13 protein-coding genes are annotated in these 14,962 nt (G+C 70.4%); 9 read left to right on the top strand and 4 right to left on the bottom strand.

What is annotated here, in order from left to right; genetic code table 11:
* Nucleotides 1-5: 5 nt before the first annotated feature.
* Entirely contained in the window at nt 6-3,908 is a 3,903-nt protein-coding gene (locus ACQUQ0_RS15030; RefSeq protein ID WP_435186268.1) for a PAS domain-containing protein, read from the bottom strand.
* Between the two features lie 363 nt (nt 3,909-4,271).
* Here ACQUQ0_RS15030 and ncsA point away from each other — a divergent pair, with 363 nt between their 5' ends.
* Complete coding sequence (gene ncsA / locus ACQUQ0_RS15035; RefSeq protein ID WP_435186269.1) at nt 4,272-5,237, top strand: tRNA 2-thiolation protein NcsA; 966 nt, start codon at nt 4,272-4,274, stop codon at nt 5,235-5,237.
* Between the two features lie 131 nt (nt 5,238-5,368).
* Here ncsA and ftsZ read toward each other — a convergent pair whose 3' ends face one another.
* The 3 genes from ftsZ to ACQUQ0_RS15050 all read right to left on the bottom strand — a co-directional run bounded on the left by ftsZ (nt 5,369) and on the right by ACQUQ0_RS15050 (nt 7,523).
* Entirely contained in the window at nt 5,369-6,574 is a 1,206-nt protein-coding gene (ftsZ, locus tag ACQUQ0_RS15040) for a cell division protein FtsZ (RefSeq protein WP_435186271.1), read from the bottom strand.
* A 4-nt stretch (nt 6,575-6,578) separates the two neighbouring features.
* Entirely contained in the window at nt 6,579-6,755 is a 177-nt protein-coding gene (locus tag ACQUQ0_RS15045) for a ribbon-helix-helix domain-containing protein (RefSeq protein ID WP_372387814.1), read from the bottom strand.
* 210 nt (nt 6,756-6,965) lie between these two features.
* The gene (locus ACQUQ0_RS15050) at nt 6,966-7,523 is read right to left on the bottom strand and encodes a double zinc ribbon domain-containing protein (RefSeq protein WP_435186272.1); all 558 of its coding nucleotides are present in this window, start codon (nt 7,521-7,523) and stop codon (nt 6,966-6,968) included.
* A gap of 118 nt (nt 7,524-7,641) precedes the next feature.
* Between ACQUQ0_RS15050 and ACQUQ0_RS15055 the strand changes: the two genes are divergently transcribed.
* From ACQUQ0_RS15055 to ACQUQ0_RS15090, 8 genes are read left to right on the top strand one after another with little or no spacing between them, the layout of a single operon-like run.
* Nucleotides 7,642-8,325: an HAD family hydrolase gene (locus tag ACQUQ0_RS15055; RefSeq protein ID WP_435186275.1), complete on the top strand. Its 684-nt coding sequence runs from the start codon at nt 7,642-7,644 to the stop codon at nt 8,323-8,325.
* Nucleotides 8,316-9,371, top strand: a complete 1,056-nt coding sequence (gene cbiB, locus ACQUQ0_RS15060; protein ID WP_435186277.1) for an adenosylcobinamide-phosphate synthase CbiB — start codon at nt 8,316-8,318, stop codon at nt 9,369-9,371. The genes ACQUQ0_RS15055 and cbiB overlap by 10 nt, the downstream gene beginning before the upstream one ends.
* On the top strand, nt 9,362-10,126 hold the full coding sequence (cobS, locus tag ACQUQ0_RS15065; RefSeq protein WP_435186279.1) for an adenosylcobinamide-GDP ribazoletransferase: 765 nt from the start codon (nt 9,362-9,364) through the stop codon (nt 10,124-10,126). The genes cbiB and cobS overlap by 10 nt, the downstream gene beginning before the upstream one ends.
* On the top strand, nt 10,111-10,737 hold the full coding sequence (locus ACQUQ0_RS15070) for an NTP transferase domain-containing protein (protein ID WP_435186281.1): 627 nt from the start codon (nt 10,111-10,113) through the stop codon (nt 10,735-10,737). Before cobS ends, ACQUQ0_RS15070 begins: the two co-directional genes overlap by 16 nt.
* Nucleotides 10,734-11,762 carry a nicotinate-nucleotide--dimethylbenzimidazole phosphoribosyltransferase gene (locus tag ACQUQ0_RS15075; RefSeq protein WP_435186283.1) on the top strand — a complete coding sequence of 343 codons (1,029 nt, stop codon included), beginning with the start codon at nt 10,734-10,736 and terminating at the stop codon, nt 11,760-11,762. Before ACQUQ0_RS15070 ends, ACQUQ0_RS15075 begins: the two co-directional genes overlap by 4 nt.
* Before the next feature lie 5 nt (nt 11,763-11,767).
* On the top strand, nt 11,768-12,778 hold the full coding sequence (locus ACQUQ0_RS15080) for a threonine-phosphate decarboxylase (protein ID WP_435186285.1): 1,011 nt from the start codon (nt 11,768-11,770) through the stop codon (nt 12,776-12,778).
* A 32-nt stretch (nt 12,779-12,810) separates the two neighbouring features.
* Nucleotides 12,811-13,596 carry an adenosylcobinamide amidohydrolase gene (locus tag ACQUQ0_RS15085; RefSeq protein WP_435186334.1) on the top strand — a complete coding sequence of 262 codons (786 nt, stop codon included), beginning with the start codon at nt 12,811-12,813 and terminating at the stop codon, nt 13,594-13,596.
* A 57-nt stretch (nt 13,597-13,653) separates the two neighbouring features.
* Nucleotides 13,654-14,955 carry a cobyrinate a,c-diamide synthase gene (locus ACQUQ0_RS15090; protein ID WP_435186336.1) on the top strand — a complete coding sequence of 434 codons (1,302 nt, stop codon included), beginning with the start codon at nt 13,654-13,656 and terminating at the stop codon, nt 14,953-14,955.
* Nucleotides 14,956-14,962 lie beyond the last annotated feature (7 nt).

Genomic DNA, 14,962 nt, shown 5'->3' on the forward strand with positions numbered 1-14,962 from the left:
ACGCCTCACGCCTCCGGAGCGAACTCGAAGCGCGCGCCGCCCGCGTCCCCCTCGGTGACGCGGACGCTCCAGCCGTGGGCGGCCGCGATGTCGGCGACGATCGAGAGGCCGAAGCCGGTCCCACCCGCGCTGGAGGTGACGCCGTGGTCGAACACGTCGTCCCGTCTGTCGGCCGCGATCCCGGTGCCGTCGTCCGCGACGTAGAAGCCCTCGCTGCCGTCGATCGCGCCGACGGTGACCGTGACGTCGGGGCCGCCGTGCTCGACCGCGTTCCGGAAGAGGTTCTCGAAGAGCTGCGTCAGCCGATTCCCGTCGCCGGCCACCGTCGGAACCGTCTCGGCGATCGTGAGGACCGCGCTGTCGGTGTCGACGTATCCCCACGCCTCCGTCGCCACCGCGGCGAGGTCGACCGCTTCGGCGTCGGTCACCGTCGTCTCGCCGCGGGCCAGCGTGAGGAGGTCGTCGATGAGTCGCTCCATCCGGTCGTGGGCCGAGTCGACTCGCTCGAAGTGTTCGGGATCGCCGCTCTCCGCGGCGAATTCGAGGAATCCGCGGGCCACCGCCAGCGGGTTCCGAAGGTCGTGGGCGACGACGCTCGCGAACTGGTCGAGTCGCTCGTTCTGTCGGCGTAGTTCCGCTTCCCTGCTCGCTCGTGCGAGTGCTGCCTCGACAGTCGCACCGAGAATCCGGAACAGGTCGACGTCCGTCTCAGAAAAGACCTGCGTGGAAACTGCCCCCGTCGACATGAGCCCATACTCACCCAGTGGGACGAGAATCTCACTCCGTATCTCTGTGTTCGGGTTGTGGGGTTGCCCCTCAGCTTGGATATCATCATATACCTGTGTTTCTCCGGACTCAAACACGTCCCAAGCAAGGCCGTCTCCGGGAGCGAACCGGGGAGACTCGCCAAACAGGTCTCGTGCTTCGGACGTTTCCGTGATCGGGACGAGCGCGTTCTCTCGGTCGTCGTACTCCCAAATTCCGGTGATATCGAGGTCCAGTATCTCGGCCGCGGCATCGACGGCGATCGCTCCGATTTCCTCGCTTGATTCAGCGCCGCTGAGCGATTGTGCGGTGTCCTGAAGCGAGCGGAGGCGAGCTTCCAACCGTTTCTGTTCGGTGATGTCCTCCAAGACGGCGAGGATGCTCGTAGTCTCTCCGTCGGGGCCTGTAACCGGCGCGACCGACAAGAGCAGGTCCAGTTCGCCTCCGTCTTTCGTCTCTCGCCGTATCTCCTTTGCTCGGATTCGCTCGCCGTTCAGGACGCGCTCCCGGTGTGAGGCAAACTCTTCCTGCTGCTCGTCCGGGACCATCGGATTGAACTCGCCAAGCACTTCGTCCTGCGACCAGCCGAACATAGTTTCAGCCTCGTCGTTCCAGCGGATGACGGTTCCCTCCGTGTCGATCTCCATAACTGTGAGTGGCGTGGCCTCGATGAGCGATTCCAGTCGCTGGTTCGTCGCTTCGAGTTCACGCTCTCGCTCGACCTGCTCGGTAACGTTTCGAGCGATGCCCACGACTCGAACAGTCTCGCCGTCGACGACGACCGGCGCGACGCTGGTGTCCCAGAACCGAGCATCCTCTCCGATGTCGAGCTCTTCACGATACGAAATCGGTGCACACTGCTCGACACAGCGAGTGTAGTTAGCCTCGAGTTCAGCACCCTGCTCGTCGCCGAACACCTCTCGGGGTGTCTTGCCGCGGACCTCCTCAGTTGTAAGTCCGGTCTGTGACTCGTATCCGGGACTGAGTCTGGCGAACTCGAATGATGGGTCCTCACCAGTGGTATCGACATCGAGCAAGAATATCGCGTCCCCGGACGTTTCGAGCAACGCCTCGTATTCCTCCGCGAGCTCTCGGTGCTTACGGCGTTCCGCTTTTCGCTCCGTTATATCCTGAAAAACGCCCCGAAGTGCTGCGTCGCCGCGCTGTGTGTCGTCGACGTATTCTCCCCACGCCCGAACGTCACGCACCTCGCCGTCGGGTCGAACGATTCGGAGGTCGAGGTCGTACGGTTCCTCGTCTTCGATCGCTCGGTCGACTGCTGCGGTAATCGTCTCTCTGTCGTCGGGGTGGTAGAACTCGATCGCGTCGTCGAGGGAGGGCTCGTAGTCCTCGTCGACACCGTGGATCTGGCGGATCCCGTCAGACCAGGTGAGTTCGCCGCTCGACGGGATGAATTCCCAGATACCGATGTCTGCGATGTCCTGGACGCGGTCGAAGAGGAACTCCTGTCGTTCGAGTTCGGCACGGTCACGACGACGCGTGAGTTCGGTACTCACGAGTTGTGCGACCAGCTCGACGAACGTTCGTTCGAGCGCTCCGAACGGCGCGACTCGTGTCGTCGGACTGGAGAAATTGACGGTTCCGTAACGCGTGTCGTCGACGACGAGTGGCACGCCGATGTACGATTCTAACTCGAACTCACGGTAGGCAGGATGCGTCTCTTTCCCGTCGCTAACGGCGTCGACGAACGAACAGACCGAATCCGTGCCGACGACTTCCGCACAGTACGTCGATTCGAGATCGAACTGGTCGCCAGCTTCGATATCGGCTTCCGGTGCGTGAACTGCTTCGACCGTGTAGTCGCTGTCCTGAATCCGCGAGATGATGCCGATTTCGAGATCCAGCGTCCGGCACCCGACCTCCAGTAGGTTCCGCAGGCGCGTGTCGGTCGCGACCCCGCTTTCTGCCACCACGGCCTGGAGTTCCTGCAGGACGTCGCGCTCCCGCTCCAGTTGCCGCCTGGCGTCGTGCCGTTCGGTGACGTCGCGGGCGACCACGAGTACGCGGCGGCCCGATCCTTCGCGAAAGGGCGTGAGCCGGACGTCGAACGTCCGCGGCCGGTCCTCGGTGTCGATATCGAGCTGCAGGTCCGCGTCGTACAGCCCGATGGACCCGCCGTCGCCCGCCATCTCGCCGAGCGCCGACTCGAAGGCGCTCGAGAACCGCTCTTTGTCGGCCGGCGAGACCCGATCGGCGACGACATCGTCCAGTAGGCGCCCGTCGAGCGACGCGTCCTGTCCACCGCCGATCAGTCGTTTCGCGGCCGCGTTCGCGAACTCGACCTCCCCCTCCGGGTTGGCGACGACCACGACGTCGTGGACGTGCTGCAGGATCGCCTCGCTGCGTTCGTGCTCGCGTTCACGCTCCCGCTCGGCGGTGATCTCCCGCGAGAAGATCGTGATCCCGTCGTCGTCCGGGAACACCCGGACCTCGACCCAGTACTCGAACGGGTCGTCGAGGTACTGCTCGAAGCTCACCGGTTTTCCCTTCCGCATCGCGGTCCGGTACCGGTCTTCGAGTTCCGTCCCGACGATCGACGGAAACTCCTCCCAGAGGACACTGCCGATGGCTTCCTCGGCGTCGCGACCGACACGCTCGGCCATCCGATCGTTCATATACTCGATCCGCCACTCGCTGTCGACGGCGTAGATGGCGTCGGTGGCGCGTTCGAGCGTCCGCTGAAAGCGGTCGGAGAGCCGCTCGGCGGCGGCTTCGCTTCGCGCCGCATCCACGAGGGTCCGAACGCGGCGGGCGAGCAGCTCGAAGGTGTTCTGTTCCGACCGGATCGGGAGGTAGTCAGAGACGCCCGCCCGCATCGCCTCGCTCGCGATGCGTTCGCTTCCGCGTCCGGTGAAAAGCAACACCGGCAGTTCGTGCTGTGCTGACCGCAGGCGCTCCAGGAGGTCGATGCCCGTCCCGTCCGGGAGCGAATACGAGGTTACGACGCAGTCGACGTGCGAGGTATCGAGCTGATCGAGCGCAGCGTCAGCGGTCGCGACGGTCGTGACCGAGAACTCCGGCGCCCTCTCGCGGAGCTTTGCCCGGAGCAACTCCGCGAAGTCACCGTCGTCGTTCACGTAGAGGACGCGAACCGAAGCGGTGGAATCGTCCGTGGCAGTCATTGAACCCGGTAGGCACGTCGAAGTCATTAATCGTCCGGCCGGTTATTGGAAACGATATTTCCAGGGGCGTCTGCCGGCGGGTGGGTGGCTCGTCCGCCGGTCGGTAGAACTGTTCAATGTCAACGCCCACCGCGCTTCCGGAGGAATTTTGAGTGCGGTCTCCCAATAATCGACCGGCACCTCTGGGGTGTCGATCGATCGGTCATCGCGACGGTGACCACTCGGGGCAACGCTACCCTGGGGTGCCTTCCCCCCATCCCCCCCTCTCCCTTCGATCCGGCGTGCCCCGACTCCCTTTCGCGACCGCGCTCGGAACGCACCGAGACGAAACCCGTATCCTCCCCGACGGCCAACGCTCGGGCGATGGAGTGCGACAAGTGCGGACGCGACGCCGTGATGCACGCGGGCTACTCCGGGGCGCACCTCTGCGAGGAGCACTTCTGTGCCTCCGTGGAGAAGCGCGTCCGTCGCCGGATCCGCCGGGACAGTCTCGTCCCGCGGGAGGCCTCGCCCGACGACCCGGAGCGGTGGGTCGTCGGCCTCTCCGGGGGCAAGGACAGCGTCGTGCTCACCCACATCCTCGACGAGACGTTCGGTCGCGACCCCCGCATCGAGATTCTCGCGCTGACGATCCACGAGGGGATCGAGGGCTACCGCGACGAGAGCGTCGACGCCTGCGTCGAGCTCGCTTCTGACCTGGAGATCCGCCACGAACTCGTCTCCTACGAGGAGGAGTTCGGCGTCCGGATGGACGACGTCGTCGAGGACGATCCCGAGGGGATGGCCGCCTGCGCGTACTGCGGCGTCTTCCGGCGCGACCTGCTGGAGACGTACGCCGACGAGTTCGACGCGGACATCATGCTCACGGGCCACAACCTCGACGACGAGGCCCAGACCGCGCTGATGAACATCCTGGAGGGCGACGTCGAGCAGATGGCCAAGCACTTCGATGCGAGCCTCGGCCCCTTCGACGAGCGCCACGACTCCGAGCACTTCGTCCCCCGGGCGAAGCCGCTCCGGGACGTGCCCGAAAAGGAGGTCGCGCTCTACGCCCACCTGAAGGACCTCCCGGCGCACATCACCGAGTGCCCCCACGCCTCCGAGGCGTTCCGCGGCGAGATCCAGGAGCTGTTGCTCTCCTTGGAGGACGATCACCCGGGGACCAGACACTCGATCATCTCGGGCTACGAGGAACTGGCGTCGATGGCTGCCGAAAAGTACCGCGGCGAGTCGACGCCGGCGATGCGCGAGTGCGAGCACTGCGGCTCGCAGACGACGCGGGACGTCTGTCGGAAGTGCCGGCTGTTGGAGTCGCTGGAAGCCGTCTGAGATCCGAAAATCGAAATCGAAGCCGAAAAGCGAATCGTACGGGCGACCGACTGGAGACGGTCGAGTGCGCCGGAACGGCGCGTGTCCGGATGGTCACCGGATGGGTCGGATCGGCGAATCGGTGGCGTCCGTCAGCGGATGACGTCGACGCCGTGCTGCTGTTCGCGCTGGTCCTTGCCGCCGTCGGACTGCCAGGATCCCCCGGTCGCGGTCGACCCCGAAGAGGTTCCCCCCTGTGCGAAGTCGGCGTTCTCGCTGGCGTCGAACTCCGAAGACTCGATGCTCTCTCTGGACTTGTTGGCCTGTTTCTGCGTCGAGGGGCCGAGCACCTGGGCGGACTGGACGCCCGTCATAATCGCCATCACGCGGACTTTCCCCTTGTACTCGTCGCGGATGCGGGCGCCCCAGATCACGTTCGCGCGCGCTTCGAGGCGCTCTGTGATGTTGTTCGCGATGCCCTCGGCCTCCTTCAGAGTCAGGTCGGGGCCGCCCGTGATGTGGACCAGGCCGCCGGAGGCGCCGCGGTAGTCGACGTCCAACAGCGGGTGGTTCATCGCGTCGTTGACGACCTCCTGGGTCTTGTTCTTGTCCTGGGTCTGGCCGACGAGCATCACCGCGACGCCGCCCTGGTCCATGATCGTGGACATGTCCGCGTAGTCCAGGTTGATGAGCGAGGGCTGGGTGATGGTCTCGGAGATGCCCTTCACCGTCTCGGCGATGATCTGGTCCATCACCGAGAAGGCCTTCCCGATCGGGAGGTTCGGGACGTAATCGAGCAGGCGGTTGTTGTCGAGGACGATGATCGAGTCGGCCTCGTTGCGGAGCTTTTCGAGCCCCTCTTCGGCCTTCACCGTCCGCGCCCGCTCGACGTTGAACGGCGTCGAGACCATCCCGACGACGATCGCGCCCTGCTCTTTGGCGATCTTCGAGACGACGGGGGCCGCACCGGTGCCGGTGCCGCCGCCCATCCCCGCGGTGACGAAGACGAGGTCGGCCTCGCCGAGGACCTCCTTGATGGTCCCCTGGGCCATCTCGGTCGCCCGCTCGCCCATCGAGGGGTCGCCGCCGGCGCCGAGCCCCTGCGTGAGGGACTTGCCGACGAGGATCTTCGTGTCCGCCTCGACCATCTTCAGGTGCTGCTTGTCGGTGTTGATCGCCACCGTGTCAGCGCCCTCGACGCCGATGTTGTAGAGGCGGTTGACCGTGTTGTTGCCGGCGCCGCCGCAGCCGACGATGACGATTCGGGGACTCCCGAACTCTTCTTCGTCGTCGGCCGCCGCGGCCGCGTCGCGCTCTTCTTCGTCCCGCTCCATCGCCTCTCTGACAATATCCTGCATCGTCTTACACCTTGGCCCAGTGTTTGGTCGGCGACTCGCGGTTCTCCGGCTGCTGTTCGTTGAGCATCTCGCGGACGGCTGAACGGATGGCCTCCGACCGGTTCGGGAACTCGCCGGTTTCGACCATCTGCTCGACCTCCTCGATCTGCTGCTTCGGAATTCGTAGTGTCACACGCTCCATTGTTGCATTCCCCCGGTAAGACGGCGCGCACACCCTGTGCAAACGTCTTACATCCCCGAAAACGGCCGGCAGGAGTCATCTCCCGCCCGCACGCCGGGCCTGTAAGACGACCGTCTTACGCGACAGATACCACAGACTGATATAATATAAAAGTAACGCCGGTCGTAAGACAACACGCCGAAAGTGACGTATACGGGAGGTACACGCCGTTTACGTGCGTTCGAGGACGTCGGCGGCGGAGGTCCGGCGGCCGCAGCTGGGGCAGAACGCCCAGTCCGACCGGAGCTCGTCGCCGCACTCGCAGAACACGCGGTGGGACGCCTTCTCGCCGCAGTTCGGGCAGTAAACGTGGTCTGCGTCGACGTTTTCGCCGCATTTGTCGCACGTCTTGTCGCGCGCCGCGCCCGTGTCAACGCCGGGATCGGCGCGTGTCTTACGTTCGGGCGCGTCGGACTCATCGACCTCGACGACGTCGTTTTCGTCCGTTTCAGGCGTTTGCACGCCGTCGACGGTCACGTTGACGTTGAGGTCGCGCGCGGGGCGCGGCCGGGTGCGTCCGACCAGATCGTCGAGGCGCTCTGTCACGAGCTCGTCGACGCGCTCGCGGATCACGTCGTCGACGCTGTCAGACGCGGCCGGGCTCTCGTCACGGTCCGCGCCGTCGAGGTACGTGCGCAGGGCCTCGCGCATCGCCTCGCTCTTGGAGGTCTCCAGCGCCTCCAGCCGCTCGACGAGGTCGTCGTCGGCGCGGAACGTGATCTTACTCATCGGTTCAACATACGCGACCCAGTATTTCAATCTTCCCTCGTGTCTGACGGATGTCTGTCGCCCTATTCGGGCCCGCGCCTCCGGCAAATTCAAGTCTGCTTTCACCGATCCAAGCGTAGTGGCAGTCACGTTCGATCTCTTCGGCACCCTCGTCGCGGTCGACCGCCCCGACGACCCCGCCGCGGCGGTGGCGACCGAACTCCGCGATCGCGGGGTGTCCGTCCCCGAGGACTGGCGGGATCGCTACGCCGAGCCGCACGTCGACGCTCCCGACGGGGCCGAAGTCCCGCTTCCCGCACACGTCGCCGCCGCCCTCCGCACCTGCGACGTCGACGCCCCCGCCAACGCCGTCAGACGGGCCGTCGTCGCCGCGTTCGACCCGGCCGTGACCACGCGTCCGGGCGCCGTCGACGCGGTGCGAGCGGCGGGCGAGCGCGGTCCCGTCGGCCTGCTCTCGAACTGCTCGGTGCCGGAGCTCGTCTCGCGGACGCTGATCCGCTCCGACCTCGACCGGGCGGCGTTCGACGCCGTGGTGACGAGCGTCGGCTGCGGGTGGCGCAAGCCGCACGCGGGAGCGTTCGAGACGGTCGCCGAGCGCCTCCAGACCGACGCCGCGGAGGTGGTCCACATCGGCGACGACCCCGCGACCGACGGCGGCATCGAAGCCCTCGGCGGGGGGTTCGTCGACGTCGGCGACGTCGACCTGGAAACGCTGGCGACGCGGCTGAAAGCGGGGGACGCTCTCGCGTCAGTCGACGGTGAGGGGAGCGACGACCCACGGGGGGCGCGCTCGTGCTGGTGACGGCGACGGTCGCGGTCGCGCTGGCCGCCGGGCTCGACGCCGCGGTCGGCGAGCCGCCGGCCCGGATCCACCCGGTCGCGCTCCTCGGCCGCGTCGTCGGACTGGTCGATCGCGGGGCCAAGCCGTCGGCAGATGCCGCGCTCTCCCCGCGACTCGTCGGCGCGCTGGCCGCGCTGGCGCTCCCGCTCGGATTCGCGGGCGTCGCCGTCGGCGTCGTCGCGACCGGCGCCGCGGTCGGTCCGTGGCTCGGCGCCGCGCTGGCCGGCGGCGTGCTCTTCTCGACGACGAGCCTCCGCCTGTTGCTCGCGAGCGCCCGCGAGGTGATCGACGCGAGCGACGCCGACCTCGACGAGGCGCGGACCGCCCTCCGGGCGCTGGCCGGCCGCGACGCCGCCGCGCTGGACGCGGCGCACGTCCGCTCGGCGGCCGTCGAGAGCCTGGCCGAGAACCTCGCCGACGGGCTGGTCGCGCCGCTCGCCGCGTTCGCGGTCGTCGCGGCCGGCGCGAGCGCGCTCGCTGGCGCTGGCCCCGCCGCGGGCGCGGACCTCCGTACGCTCGCACTCCCGCTCGCCGCGGGCGCGGCCGCGTGGGTCAAGGGCGTCAACACGCTGGATTCGATGCTCGGGTACCGCTCGAAGCCGGTCGGCTGGGCGCCCGCGCGCCTGGACGACCTCGTGATGTGGCTCCCCGCCCGCGCGTCGGCGCTGCTGATCGCCGTCGCGGCCGGGGCGCCGTTGCTGCCGTTTCGCGCCTCGGTTCGGCGCCTCGCCCGCCGGCCCGCCTCGCCGAACTCGGGCTGGCCGATGGCGACGATGGCGGCCGCGCTCTCGGTGCGGCTCGAAAAGCCCGGCGCGTACGACCTCGACCCGGGATCGGGAACGGGAAACGCCGCCCTGTCAGACGCGTCAGACAGTACGGAAACGGTGGACAGCGTCGAGATGTCGGCTCCGCTCCCCGACATCTCGACGGCGACGCGCGCCGTGCGGGTGACGCGCCGCGCCGGCCTCCTCGCCGCCGCGCTCGCGGGGGTGGTCGCGTGGTTCTGAGCGCGCTCCGCGGGGCGGTCGGCTTCCTGACGCGCCTCCCCGTCGGCGGCGACGAGGCGTCCTGGGAGGCCTTCCGGCGGACGCCCGCGGCGATCCCGCTCGCCGGATACCTCGTCGGCGCGCTCGCGGCGCTCCCGCTTTTCCTTCCGATTCCGGTGCCGAGCGCCGCGGCGCTGTACCTCGTGACGCTCGTGCTCCTCACGGGCGTGACCCACGCCGACGGCCTCGCGGACCTGGGCGACGCGGCCGCGGTCCACGGCGGGGCCGACCGCGCGCGCCGGCGCGAGGTGCTGAAGGACTCGCAGACGGGGGTCGGCGGCGCGCTCGCCGTCTCGCTCGCGGTGGTCGCGCTCGGCCTCGGCGCGCTCGGCCTCGCGGGGACGCGCCCGCGCGTCGCGTTCGCGCTGGCGTTCGCGGTCGAGGTCGGTGCGAAGGCCGGGATGGCGCTCCTCGTCTGTGCCCGCGAGCCCGCACACGAGGGGCTCGGCTCGGCCCTCACCGAGCACGCGACGCCGACAGCCTTACTTCCGGTCGCGCTCGTCCTCGCGCCGGTCATCGCCGTCGCGTCCGGGCTGGGCGTCGGCCACGCGAGCGCCGCCGCGGCGGTCCTCGCGCCCGTCGGGACCGCGTGGCTCGTCGGCGCCTGGGCGGCCGGCGCGCTCGGCGGGATCAGCGGCGACGTCCTCGGCGCGGCGAACGAGCTCGGTCGGGTCGCGGGCGTCCACGCGGGGGTGATCGCGTGGACGCTCTTGTGATGTGCGGCGGCCGCGGGACGCGGCTTCGCGACGGGAGCGGCCGAGACGCCAGCGGCGTCGAGACCGAAAAGCCCCTCGTCGAGGTCTGCGGCCGATCGATGCTCGAACGCGTCGCCGAGGCGCTCCGGGAGAGCGGCCTCGCCGGGACCGTCCACGCCGTCGTCTCGCCGCAGGCGCCCGAGACGGCGGCCCACGCCGCGGACCTGTCGCTTTCGACCGTCGAGACGCCGGGCGAGGGGTACGTGGCCGACCTCGGGACGGCGCTGGACGCCGTCGGACGGCCGGCGCTCACCGTCCCCGCGGACCTGCCGCTGCTCTCGGCCGAGCACGTCGACGACGCGCTCGCGAGAGCGAGAACGGCAGACGGAACAGAGGCGAACGCGGACGCCGAGCCCACCTCGCTCACGGTCTGTGTCCCGGCGGCGCTGAAGCGTCGACTGGGCGCGTCGGCGGACACGACGTTCGAGCACCGGAGTCGAGAAGTCGCGCCGACGGGGCTGAACGTCGTCGCCGGCGACGGCGACACCGTGGCGTTGACGTACGACGCGCGCCTGGCGGTCAACGTGAACCGACCCCGAGACCGAGCCCTCGCGGAGGCGCTGTGCGGATGAGCGGGAGCGACGCTCCCCGCGTGATCCTCGTCGCGGGGACGACAGAGACGGGACGGATCGACGGCATCAGCGCGGCCGGCGCCTCGCGGGAGGCGCTCTTGCACACCCCCGGCGCGGACGCCGAGCTCCTGACCTTCGGCGACGTCGTCCGGGCGCCGGCCGTCCCGGTGAGTCCGACGGGCTGTCCGACGCCCGCGGTCGTGACCCGGGCGGTCCGCGAGCTCCTGGACTTCGACGTCACGGTCGTCGACGGCGGCCTCGCGCGCCCGACCGGCGCCCCGACGGTCTCGGTCGGCGCAAAGCCCGGCCGCGACATCCGCGAGGCCGACCCCGTCCAGACCGCGCCCGGCGCCTTCACCGCGGGCCGGGAGTTCGGCCGCGCGCTCCCCGACGAGCGCGTCGTCGTCGGCGAGACCATCCCCGGCGGGACGACCACGGCGATGGCCGTCCTGCGCGCGCTCGGCGAGGACGGCATCGAGACCTCGTCGTCGCTGCCGGAGAACCCGCTCGACCTGAAACGGGAGGTCGTCGAGGAGGCCTTCGCCTCCTCGGAGATCGAGCCCGGCCAGGCCGCCCACACGCCCGAGCTCGCGGTCCGCTTCGTCGGCGACCCGGTGCTCGCGGTCGCGTCCGGGCTCGTCGCGGGCGCGCTCGAATCCGGGACCGAGGTCGTGCTCGGTGGCGGGACCCAGCTGCTCGCGGTCGCCGCCCTGGTCCGCCACGCGGGCGTCCCGCGGCCCGCGACGCTCGCGACGACGTCGTACCTCGCGGGCGACGTCCCCGGGCTCGAATCGGCCGCCGCGGCGCTCGATCTCGACCTGACCGTCTCGGACCCCGGCTTCGACGCCCCCGAGGCGGGGCCGCTGTCGGCCTTCGCCGACGGCGTCGGCAAGGAGGGCGCCGCGATGGGCGGCGCGCTCGCGCTGGCCGACGAGGCCGGACGGCTCGACGCGGTGATCGACGCGACCCTCGACGTGCTCGACCGAGTGACAGACCGGGAGCGAAAGCGGGAGCGGGGCGACTGACGGCGATGGACCCCGACGCCGTCGCCGACGTCGACCGCGTGCCCCACGGCGGGAGCGACGACGCGGACCTCCTCGACTTCAGCGCGAATACGAATCCGAGCCGGCCCGAAGGCGTCAGCGACGTCTACGAGGCCGCGCTCGCGGACGCGACGCGGTACGCCGACGACCGCCCCGACTACCGCGCGGCCGCGGCCGGCTACGTCGACTGTGACGCCGAACAGATCGTCCCGACGGCCGGCGGCCTCGCGGCGCTCCGGCTGGCGTTCGGCGTCACCGTCGGTCCGGGCGACCGCGTCGCCGTGCCCGAACCGAGCTTCGGCGAGTACGCCCGCGAGATCAGGCTCCAGGGCGGCGAGCCGGTCGGCGTCGCCCACGACGAGCTGCTCGAAACGGATCCCCGGGACGTCGAGGCGGCCGTGGTCTGTACGCCGAACAATCCGACCGGCGAACTCCCCGATCCCGACGCGCTCCGGTCGTTCCTGGCCGACTGCCGCGCGGCGGGGACGCCCCTCGTCGTCGACGAGGCGTTCCTGGACTTCACCGACGCGGCGAGCCTCGCGGGCCGGGACGGAGCGATCGTCGCCCGCTCGCTCACCAAGATGTTCGGCCTGCCGGGGATCCGCGCGGGCTTCGCCGTCGCGACCGGCGAACTGGGGAGTCGGCTCCGCGCCGCGCGCCCGGTGTGGGGGCTCTCGACCCCGGCGGCCGAAGTCGGCGCGCACTGCCTCCGACAGACCGCGTTCGTCGAGCGCACGCGCGAGCGGGTCGCGAGCGAGCGGGCGCGGCTCCGAGCGGCGCTGTCGACCGAGTACGACGTCTCCCCTTCGGACGCGCCGTTCCTGCTTCTCGGCGTCGGCGACGCGTCGGTGGACCGGACACTCGAACGGGCGCGCGAGGGCGGCGTCGCGGTCCGGGACGCGCGGACGTTCGCCCGGCTGGACTCCCACATTCGGGTGGCGGTCCGCCGACCGCACGAGAACGACCGGCTGCTCGACGCGCTGCTCGACGGGCGATGAGCGGGCGCGACGACGCGGCCGAGTCCGATCCAATCTTCGAGGCGACGGTCCGCGGGGAGGTCTGTCGCCTGCGACGACCCGGCACGCGGTGGCTCTCGACCGGTCACGACGGCGGCGAGTCGCGGGCGGACGCCGCGTATCTCGTCTCGGTCCCCGAGGGCTGGGACGACGTCGACGTCGCGAGCTACGTCGCGCGGCGGCGGCGAGCGGCGGGCTTTGCGGGGGCGTCGGACGCGCCCCTCGACGCCGCGCCCGCGCTCCTCACCGGCGTCTCGATGCGCCACGCGCACCGGGCGCGGCTGGGACCGGCGGAGGCGGTCGTCACGGCCGGGTTGAGCAACCCCGCCGCGTTGCCGGTTCCCGACGAGAGTGGCGTCGGCGACGACGGCCGAGCGGAAACGCTCGACGCCGACCGCGACGACCGCGACGATCGCGACGACGAACGCCAGATCGGCACTGTCAACGTGGTGATCGGGACGACGCGCTCGCTCGCGCCCGGCGCGCTCGCGAACCTCGTCGCGGTCGCGGCCGAGGCGAAGGCGGCGACGCTGCTCCCGCGCACGGGCGTTCCGGGGACGACCTCGGACGCCGTGCTCGCCGCCTGCGATCCCGCCGGCGAGCGGGCGGCCTTCTCCGGGAGCGCGACCGCGGTCGGGTCGGCGGCGCGGGCCTGCGTCCGGGACGCGCTGCTCGCGGCGCTGGAGTCGCGATACGATAGCGAGGATCCCCCGAAGTCGGTCGCGGCCGCCGAGTACGGCACCGTGACCGACCGGCGCGCGGCCGTCGAGAGTATCAACGTCGATAGCGAGGGCGGTTGACTTAACAGACCGCGCGGCGGAGGTCGGGTGATGCCGACCGACGCGGTCCCCTCCGACCTGCCCGGGGTGGTCCTCGCGGGGACGGCCTCCGGAGTGGGAAAGACCGTCGCGACGCTCGCGGTCTGTCGCGCGCTCGAACGCGAGGGGAAGACGCCGGTCGCCGCCAAGGCCGGCCCGGACTTCGTCGACCCCAGCCACCACGCCACCGTCCTCGGCCGCCCCTCGCGGACGCTCGACCCCTGGCTCGCCGGGGAGACTGGCGTCCGGCGGGCATACGCCCGCGGCGCCGACGACGGCGACGTCTGCGTCGTCGAGGGGACGATGGGGCTCTACGACAGCGACGTGAGCACCGCCGCCGTCGCCGCGGCGCTGGACCTCCCGGTGATCCTCGTCGTCGACGCGTCGGCGGGGATCGAAAGCGTCGCCGCCACGGCGCTGGGCTTCCAGCAGTACGCCGACCGCGCGGACTACGACGTCGACGTCGTCGGCCTGCTCGCGGCGCGGGCACGCGGCGGCCGACACGAGCGCGGCATCCGCGACGCGGTCGCCGGCCTGCGGTACGTGGGACGGACCCCGCCGCTGGACGGCCTGGAGCTCCCGAGCCGACACCTCGGAGCGGACCTCGGCGACGAGTCGCCGATCCGCGAGGAGACGCTCGACGCCGCGGCGCGGGGGATCCGAACCGACCGGCTCGTCGACGTCGCTCGGCCACCCAATCTCGATACGACGCCCTCGCTCCGCGCGGCCGACGAGACGGGCGCCCGGATCGCGGTCGCGGCCGACGACGCGTTCCGGTTCGTCTACCCGAGCACGCGCGATCGGCTCCGCGGGCGCGGCGTCGTCGAGCAGTTCTCGCCGCTCGCGGGCGATCCGATCCCCGACTGCGACGCCGTCTACCTCCCCGGGGGGTACCCCGAGCGCCACGCCGCGGCGCTGGCAGCGTCGCCGACGCTGGACGAACTCCGCGCGCACGCCGCCGAGGGGCTGGCCGTCTTCGGGGAGTGCGGCGGGACGATGGTCCTCGGCGAGTCGCTGTCGACCGACGACGGCGAGTACGAGATGGCGGGCGTCCTCCCCGTGGAGACGCGGATGCGCGACCGCCTCGTGGGCCTGGATCACGTCGGCGTGCGGGCCACGCGGGACACGCTCATCGCGCCGGCGGGCGAGACGCGCCGCGGCCACGAGTACCACTTCTCCTCGGCGACGGCCGCGTCGGACGCGCGGTTCGCCTTCGAGATGGTCCGGGGGGCCGGCGTCGACGGCGCCAACGACGGGCTCACCGAGTACCGGACCCTCGGGACCTTCGCCCACTTCCACCCCGGGTCGGACGCGTTCGACTACCTGCTCGAAACCGTGTGACGAAGAG

The organism is Halobellus sp. EA9 (assembly GCF_051195055.1).
GTDB classification, from domain to species: domain Archaea; phylum Halobacteriota; class Halobacteria; order Halobacteriales; family Haloferacaceae; genus Haloquadratum; species Haloquadratum rubicundus.